This is a genomic window from Escherichia sp. MOD1-EC7003, from assembly GCF_002965065.1.
Classification (GTDB): domain Bacteria; phylum Pseudomonadota; class Gammaproteobacteria; order Enterobacterales; family Enterobacteriaceae; genus Escherichia.
This window is the reverse complement of the sequence record NZ_PTRE01000242.1, coordinates 1-6,267: the sequence shown is the minus strand read 5'-3', so window position 1 is coordinate 6,267 and position 6,267 is coordinate 1. Positions and strand designations below refer to the sequence as shown.

Below are 6,267 nucleotides of genomic sequence, written 5' to 3'. Positions count from 1 at the left end.
GCTGGCCGAAAATGAAGGAGTGAAGTTCTGGCTCAATGTGCTGACTGAACTGAAAAACCGCGGTCTAAACGATATCCTTATCGCCCGTGTAGATGGCCAGAAAGGCTTCCCAGACGCCATCAACACGGTATATCCCGAGGCCCGCATCCAGTTATGCATGGTACATATGGTGCGCAACAGCCAACGGTTCATATCGTGGAAAGACGACATTGTTGGCCGTTTTACTATCTTATATCACTGATGGTTCATCATCGGAGTGGCTGAGCACGAGCACGAAGGGCTGAGCACAAATCACTGTCCTCTTTCGAAAACCAGTTCTGCGGCTTTTCAAAGATGCCATCATCTCGCTTCACCCGCAGGTACTGGAGTTCCTCTGGTGGTACAACCATTTGTAACCATTTGCAATCGCGCTTAAGATCCAGACCTGGGCCACCGTTGTCATAGAGTGTGGCCTTCAAGAATTCTAAGTCGCCGGGGTTCATGATGTTCCATTTACAATGCAATAGCGGACGGACAGTGTAAACTTTTAAAATCGTTCGCTGAGCAGCTTTATCAAGCCATGGATTATTTGACTCGCCGGTCAATAAGCTGACCATGCGAGTGAAATACGGCTGATTTCTGCGGGCTAATTCGGTTGCGTTTTCAGCGCCCCACTGTGGTAGCGTACCGTTCATCTTCGCAATGTAGAAACCTTTGCCGATTTGTCCCGTTGGAGGAAGGAAGCACTCCTGAACTCCGACGGAGAGAATATTCTGGGCTGACTTCTCACTCGTCCCATGATAACCGATGAAATACATATTTAATCTCAAATTATTAAGTTATATTAGAAGTTTATGCTAATACTCAGGAGATATATCCTGAAAGCGCTCAATATTAATAAAGTGTTATCACAAGCTACTGCCCACACCAAGATCGTTGGCCGTTTTGGTAGGTGGACGACTTCTTGGACTCTCAATATATGAGCAACATTCACTCCTTCTCTCCTGAGTTTTAGTTGAAATGTGCCGTGAGAATATCAGTGAACAATGCCGACAATACCATTTTTCGGTAGTGCATCCAATTAGTAGAACATGTGTTTTTCAATGAAGGCCCCGATAACCTTTTCATGCAGCTCAATTGAACGTGAGAAGCAGATTGTTTTTCGGGCCAGACGCCTGATGCGGGTTCTCAGCGTCAGGTTGTTACGTTCAATACGCTGAGTGAATATTTTGCCCGTCAGATGCTTCTCCTTCGGCACTTCTCTGGCATAACTGCCCCAGTCATCGCTGGTTATCATGCCGATATTAAACGGCGCGAGCAGCGCCAGAAGTTCGCGGCAGGTTTCATCCGTGCGTGGGCCAAACGTATAAGCCAGAACACCGCCTGTTCTGGTGTTGTATGCGTACCAGAGCCAGTGCTGCCGGGCTTTACTGCCGACAAAGCTCCATTGCTCATCAAGTTCGCAGATAAGGGCCACATCTGCATGAGCGACCGGAGAGGATGTTATTCGCTTTGGCGCGAGCTTTTTAATGTCCGAATGACGGTGTTAATACCGATTTTGAGCGTCCTTGCGGTATCCCGGACACCGGCTCCGTTGAATGCCATTTTGGTAATTTGTTCTTTTACGCCGGGCTTGCGGGCCTCACAGGTGTAGGTGAGCAGAAACACGCGATGGCAGTCACGACAGCGAAACCGGTCACGGCCTTTAGGGTTCTGACCATGGCGGTAGACCTGAGCAGACTGACAACGGGGACAATGAACAGTAACGCTGGCCATAAGAAAACCTCAAAAGCGGCATTATACATCAATTCAACTAATTAGAGGCATTACCCATTTTTCTATATATTGCTTATGGCATTTTTCCGCAAACTTTTTAATATTGAGCAAAACTCTCTGTCTGCCATCTCATTTACAAATAATTTTCCATCTTTGTCAAGTGAATAATAATGCTCGTAACTGTTTGAAAAATCAATTGGCCAAAAACGATTATTCTTTTCATCAAATAAGATATTTCCCATATGTAAGTCTCCATGAATAATTTTACTCTCTCCCATGTCAATGATCATATCAAGAAACATCTTGTCGGCATTTTCAGGAAACTGACTCATTCTCGTTAATGGTACACCAGGAACCTCCAGCATACGTAAACAGGTACGTCCTTTTTCAGTAAATAATTCAGCACTGCCTTCACCATAATATGAGTTAAATAAATGACATTCTTTTTGCGCATCACTTGAATTAGCTTTATTATAACGTTTGATAACATATCCAGGATTATCTGGATCCTTAAATACTTCACCTGCAAGCCCCCTACCGATGCAGGGGGAGGGGGTTATATCAAAATTTAAAGTCAGTTTTGGTCTCGGTAATGGTTGTTTTATTTTTATAGTTCTGTTTGTTTTTTGCACACACATTTGTTGTGCTGAGGTGGAGTGGGCCTCATTCTGAGGCAGTGAAACACTATTAGATGAGCTAATGGGTAACATATAAAACTCCATTTTAATTGATATTAAGTGATTTATTAGTCAGTTTTTATATTCATCTTTTCTTGGAAAGCTTGTTATCTACCTGTATAAGCAAGGACGGTAGGACTGCTATCATTCTACTGTACAGATGTCAACGCCAATGTTACTTATCTTTTAGTGTATTTGCCCCTATATTTCCAGACACCAGTTATCACTTAACCCATTACTGCCCCCCGCAGATATTCCTTCGGCGAACGATAACCCAGCGTACTATGCGGATGCCATTCCTTATAGTGCACGAACGCCTCCAAAAGTTTTTTTGCTTCCGTTAAATTACCTCTAAACATAAACCATGTCAGACAAAAAAATGTGCAAAACGTACCCTTTGCATTTTATATTGAAGTACACAATAAAATGATTACAAAGATTTAAAAATATTTTTAATGAAAAACGTTTTGTGCTTATCTCACATCTTACATTGTCTGTTCTTTTTGGGCAGAAAAATCCGCTAAGACTGCAATAATCTTTTTCACAATACATTAATAATGATTATTAATCAAACCATATTACAGTCAATATACACCGTAACAAACAGTGCTCAACATTTATTACAATCGCTGACATCACCACAATCCCTGTGGCGATAGCGTCCTGAACGTTCGTCAGGATTAATTTGAGTTCTTCATATCATTCGTTATAATTTTGCTCAGCCACTGAACTTCTGAAGGTGACATTTTTAGTAATGGCGGCCGTTCTCCGGCACCTGGTGGTCTCATATCATAAGTGCAGGAGCGTCGGCTTAGTACTGTAAATCCATCCACATCGCACGTGCCTGAAATCAGAGTGCAATTTTGAGGTGCGGCTTTATCAACTATAGGTGCGGATATTTCTGGTTTAGGTGTATAACCTCTTGAAAATAGACTTCCTATTGACAACGGCATCACTTAACTCCTAGTATATATTATATACAGCACACGCTGTTATCAGGTGTGCCAGATAAGTCCGAATTGGATTTTAACAACCAGTAGAGTAATGCTGTCAATCATAGATATAGTGAAAATATACCTCAGCAAACAACGCGCCGGGAACCTTCACCCAATACGGGCGGGGAGGAAAGGTGGAAAGCCCGAAGGGCTTTAAAAAAATCATTCCGGAGCTGCAGCCAGTTTGGACGAATAAGCAACCAGTAGATGCACATACTCTGCCTCACCATCCATTTCAAGAATTTCGCATTCAAGTTTTACAGCGGCAGAACAAAATGTCCGAAAAAATGCGTGCGCGACGCGGACGCCCGCCAAAAGATGAAGTCCGCCTGGTTCCACTGACAGATATAAGCTATGTCAGGCAGATGGAAAGCTGGATGATCACCACCCGGCCCCGTCGTCGTGAACCATTACCATGCGCAACTGGCTGAAACAGGCTGTCAGACGGGCCGAAGCTGACGGGGTACACTTTTCGATTCCGGTGACACCACACACCTTCCGGCACCGCTATATCATGCACATGCTCTATCACCGCCAGCCCCGGAAAGTCATCCAGTCACTGGCTGGTCACAGGGATCCGCGTTCGATGGAGGTTTATACCAGAGTGTTTGCGCTGGATATGGCTGCCACGCTGGCAGTGCTTTTCACAGGTGATGGGCGGGATGCTGCGGAGATCCTGCGTACACTGCCTCCCCTGAGGTGATGGCATACGCGCTTCCTTATATAAGCTGTGGTCAGCAGAACAGACATAACATAAGCTGGAGCATGTATATAAGCTGTAGTGAGTAAGTCATGTTTTATGAAGGGAGCAATGCCTCAGTATCAGGTTACGGGATCACTTACGTAAGGGACAGGCAGTGGCAGCTCAGCTACAGACTGCACTGCAGGAAACAGAATATAAACCGCAGTGAGCAGACCACTCACTGCACTGGTTAATATAAGCTGTAGTCAGTAAAGGAGCGCTCTTCACTGACTACAGTTTATGTTCAGCGGGATTTGAAGAGTTTTTCCAGGTCATCCAGCGTGATGCCCAGTTTCTCAAGCAGGGCAAGCTTCTCCGCCATCTCCGGACTGACTTTTTCCGCAGGTGAAGGTTGCAACGGATTTTCCTTACTCTCATCATTCGGCGCTTTTAACCGGGGACGCCGGTAGTGAATACAGAAGAGTTTTGTCCGCCCCCGCTGGATCTCCGTGTAATCAAGATATCCAATCTCGCGCAACTGCTCCATTGCTCGTCTGACCGTCTGGTTCTGGGAAAATACAGGAGACTTCAGATTGAGGCGTGCACACAGCCGCGCCAGCGATATCGGTGCCGGATCCCGGGGCAGGCTCTCTATAAAGGTGTAGAGTGCCTAGGCGGACTCCCGTCGCTTCAGGGCATTAATCGCCTTAAGTTGGAGAAGGACTTTTCTGTCAAACTGGTACAGTTCAAACAGGCGGGGATCGGCCTGTAACTGCACAATATCCCGCTCAGTATCGTAGTAGGCTGACTGTACCAGATGGGTGATATATTCCCGGGTGTGCTAAAACGAAATCACGGTACCGGCAATGCGCTTCAGGGAAGGGCTGATGCGCTCACGCAGCCTGCGGGATGACTGGCTTGAAGGTATACCACACAGTTTTGCAAACTCGACAAAAGGCTGTTCAACTTTGTCACCAATTACGTTATGGCGGGTAAAGGAATGAATGATCCCCACCCAGGTCTTGAAATCGTTATCCATATCCAGGCGGGGGCCGGTGATCTCAACCTTATCGAATCCCTCTGCACGGGCCAGGGAAAGACGTGTCAGCTCTTCCGTGGCATCAGTACGTGACAGTGTATTTTTTTGCTGTTCTTCAGTGATTTAAGGGTCGGTACAAAGACGCCCAGACGCATCAGCGCCACAGGTTGTACGGTGTTATTATTGTTTGCTGTCAGTGTCACCAGCTCACCGGACGACTTATCCACCTCGCAGAACAGTTTTTTGATGTCTGAATTTTCGTTTTCCAGAAAGCCTCCAGCCTGTATTTAACAGCTGAGCCTGGTGTACTGACCGTAATTTATGTCATTAACTTACTTCAGTATATGCATTACTGAATACAGCTTATCATTAGCATGTTACAGTTTATCAGAAATATACCACAGCTTATGTGATCGTGGTCCCGGAGCATGAGTGACAAGGTTTGCAGCGATATGGGGATCTTTAATGGTTCCTTTGTTGATCATTCATGGATCTGTTTACTGGATCGGGCCTCTGGATATGTGGATAAATCTTCCCGAAGGACAGCGCACACAACCGTTTTATGAAAGGGCTTCAGGGCGTACCTGCTCACTGTAACTACAGATACATTGCGCTTCCTCGCCGGTTCGCGGGTTTCGCCCGGTCACCGGTCTGCGGCGAGCACCGACAACATACAGACAGAAGTCGCCTGATATACCGATAATGTATATATACCCCTCCTATACTGCGTACTCTCTGAGGATGTGCAATGTGATTTATGCAGTGGCGTTCGTCAGGAATGTGTAGTGGATCATAAAATCAGGACACCGGAATAACCTGTTTCCATTTTTCTTCATACGGCAAGGCGATAAACCACCATTGTTTGTATGAGGTCGATAAACGTTGTAATAAGCATTTATCCACTGATTTATTCGCGTACTGCATGGCAATCACTAGACTGGCCCCCTGAATCTCCAGACAACCAGTATCACTTAAATAAGTGATAGTCTTAATACTAGTTTTTAGACTAGTCATTGGAGAACAGATGATTGATGTCTTAGGGCCGGAGAAACGCAGACGTAAGCGTGCAGCAAGAACCGTATTGACGGGGATGTGTTATTCAGTCGGCAGTGCTACGCG

The 6,267-nt window shown here is 45.6% G+C and carries 3 protein-coding genes and 6 pseudogenes; 2 read left to right on the top strand and 7 right to left on the bottom strand.

What is annotated here, in order from left to right; translation table 11 throughout:
* Positions 1–205, top strand: a pseudogene (locus A7090_RS24545) (transposase); the annotation flags it as partial.
* A gap of 43 nt (positions 206–248) precedes the next feature.
* Here the strand turns inward: A7090_RS24545 and A7090_RS24540 are convergent.
* The 5 genes and pseudogenes from A7090_RS24540 to A7090_RS24515 all read right to left on the bottom strand — a co-directional run.
* The gene (locus A7090_RS24540) at positions 249–797 is read right to left on the bottom strand and encodes a hypothetical protein (protein WP_241957300.1); all 549 of its coding nucleotides are present in this window, start codon (positions 795–797) and stop codon (positions 249–251) included.
* 263 nt (positions 798–1,060) lie between these two features.
* Positions 1,061–1,755, bottom strand: a protein-coding gene (locus A7090_RS24535; protein ID WP_105275818.1) for an IS1 family transposase whose coding sequence is annotated in 2 segments (ribosomal slippage) — positions 1,061–1,509 and positions 1,509–1,755 — 696 coding nt in all. Because the reading frame shifts where the segments join, the coding sequence is not laid out codon by codon here.
* A 62-nt stretch (positions 1,756–1,817) separates the two neighbouring features.
* Positions 1,818–2,465, bottom strand: coding sequence for an OspG family effector kinase (locus A7090_RS26880; protein ID WP_241957299.1), 648 nt, complete (start codon positions 2,463–2,465; stop codon positions 1,818–1,820).
* Positions 2,466–2,633: 168 nt separating this feature from the next.
* A pseudogene (locus A7090_RS24525) lies at positions 2,634–2,776 on the bottom strand (IS3 family transposase); the annotation flags it as partial.
* A gap of 822 nt (positions 2,777–3,598) precedes the next feature.
* A pseudogene (locus A7090_RS24515) lies at positions 3,599–3,703 on the bottom strand (IS200/IS605 family transposase); the annotation flags it as partial.
* On the opposite strand from A7090_RS24515, the pseudogene A7090_RS24510 reads away from it, so the two are divergent.
* A pseudogene (locus tag A7090_RS24510) lies at positions 3,703–4,130 on the top strand (tyrosine-type recombinase/integrase); the annotation flags it as partial. The pseudogenes A7090_RS24515 and A7090_RS24510 sit on opposite strands and share 1 nt — an antisense overlap.
* A 283-nt stretch (positions 4,131–4,413) precedes the next feature.
* Here the strand turns inward: A7090_RS24510 and A7090_RS24505 are convergent.
* Positions 4,414–5,375: pseudogene (locus A7090_RS24505) on the bottom strand (RepB family plasmid replication initiator protein).
* Positions 5,376–5,946: 571 nt separating this feature from the next.
* Positions 5,947–6,073: pseudogene (locus A7090_RS26870) on the bottom strand (IS3-like element ISKpn37 family transposase); the annotation flags it as partial.
* Positions 6,074–6,267 lie beyond the last annotated feature (194 nt).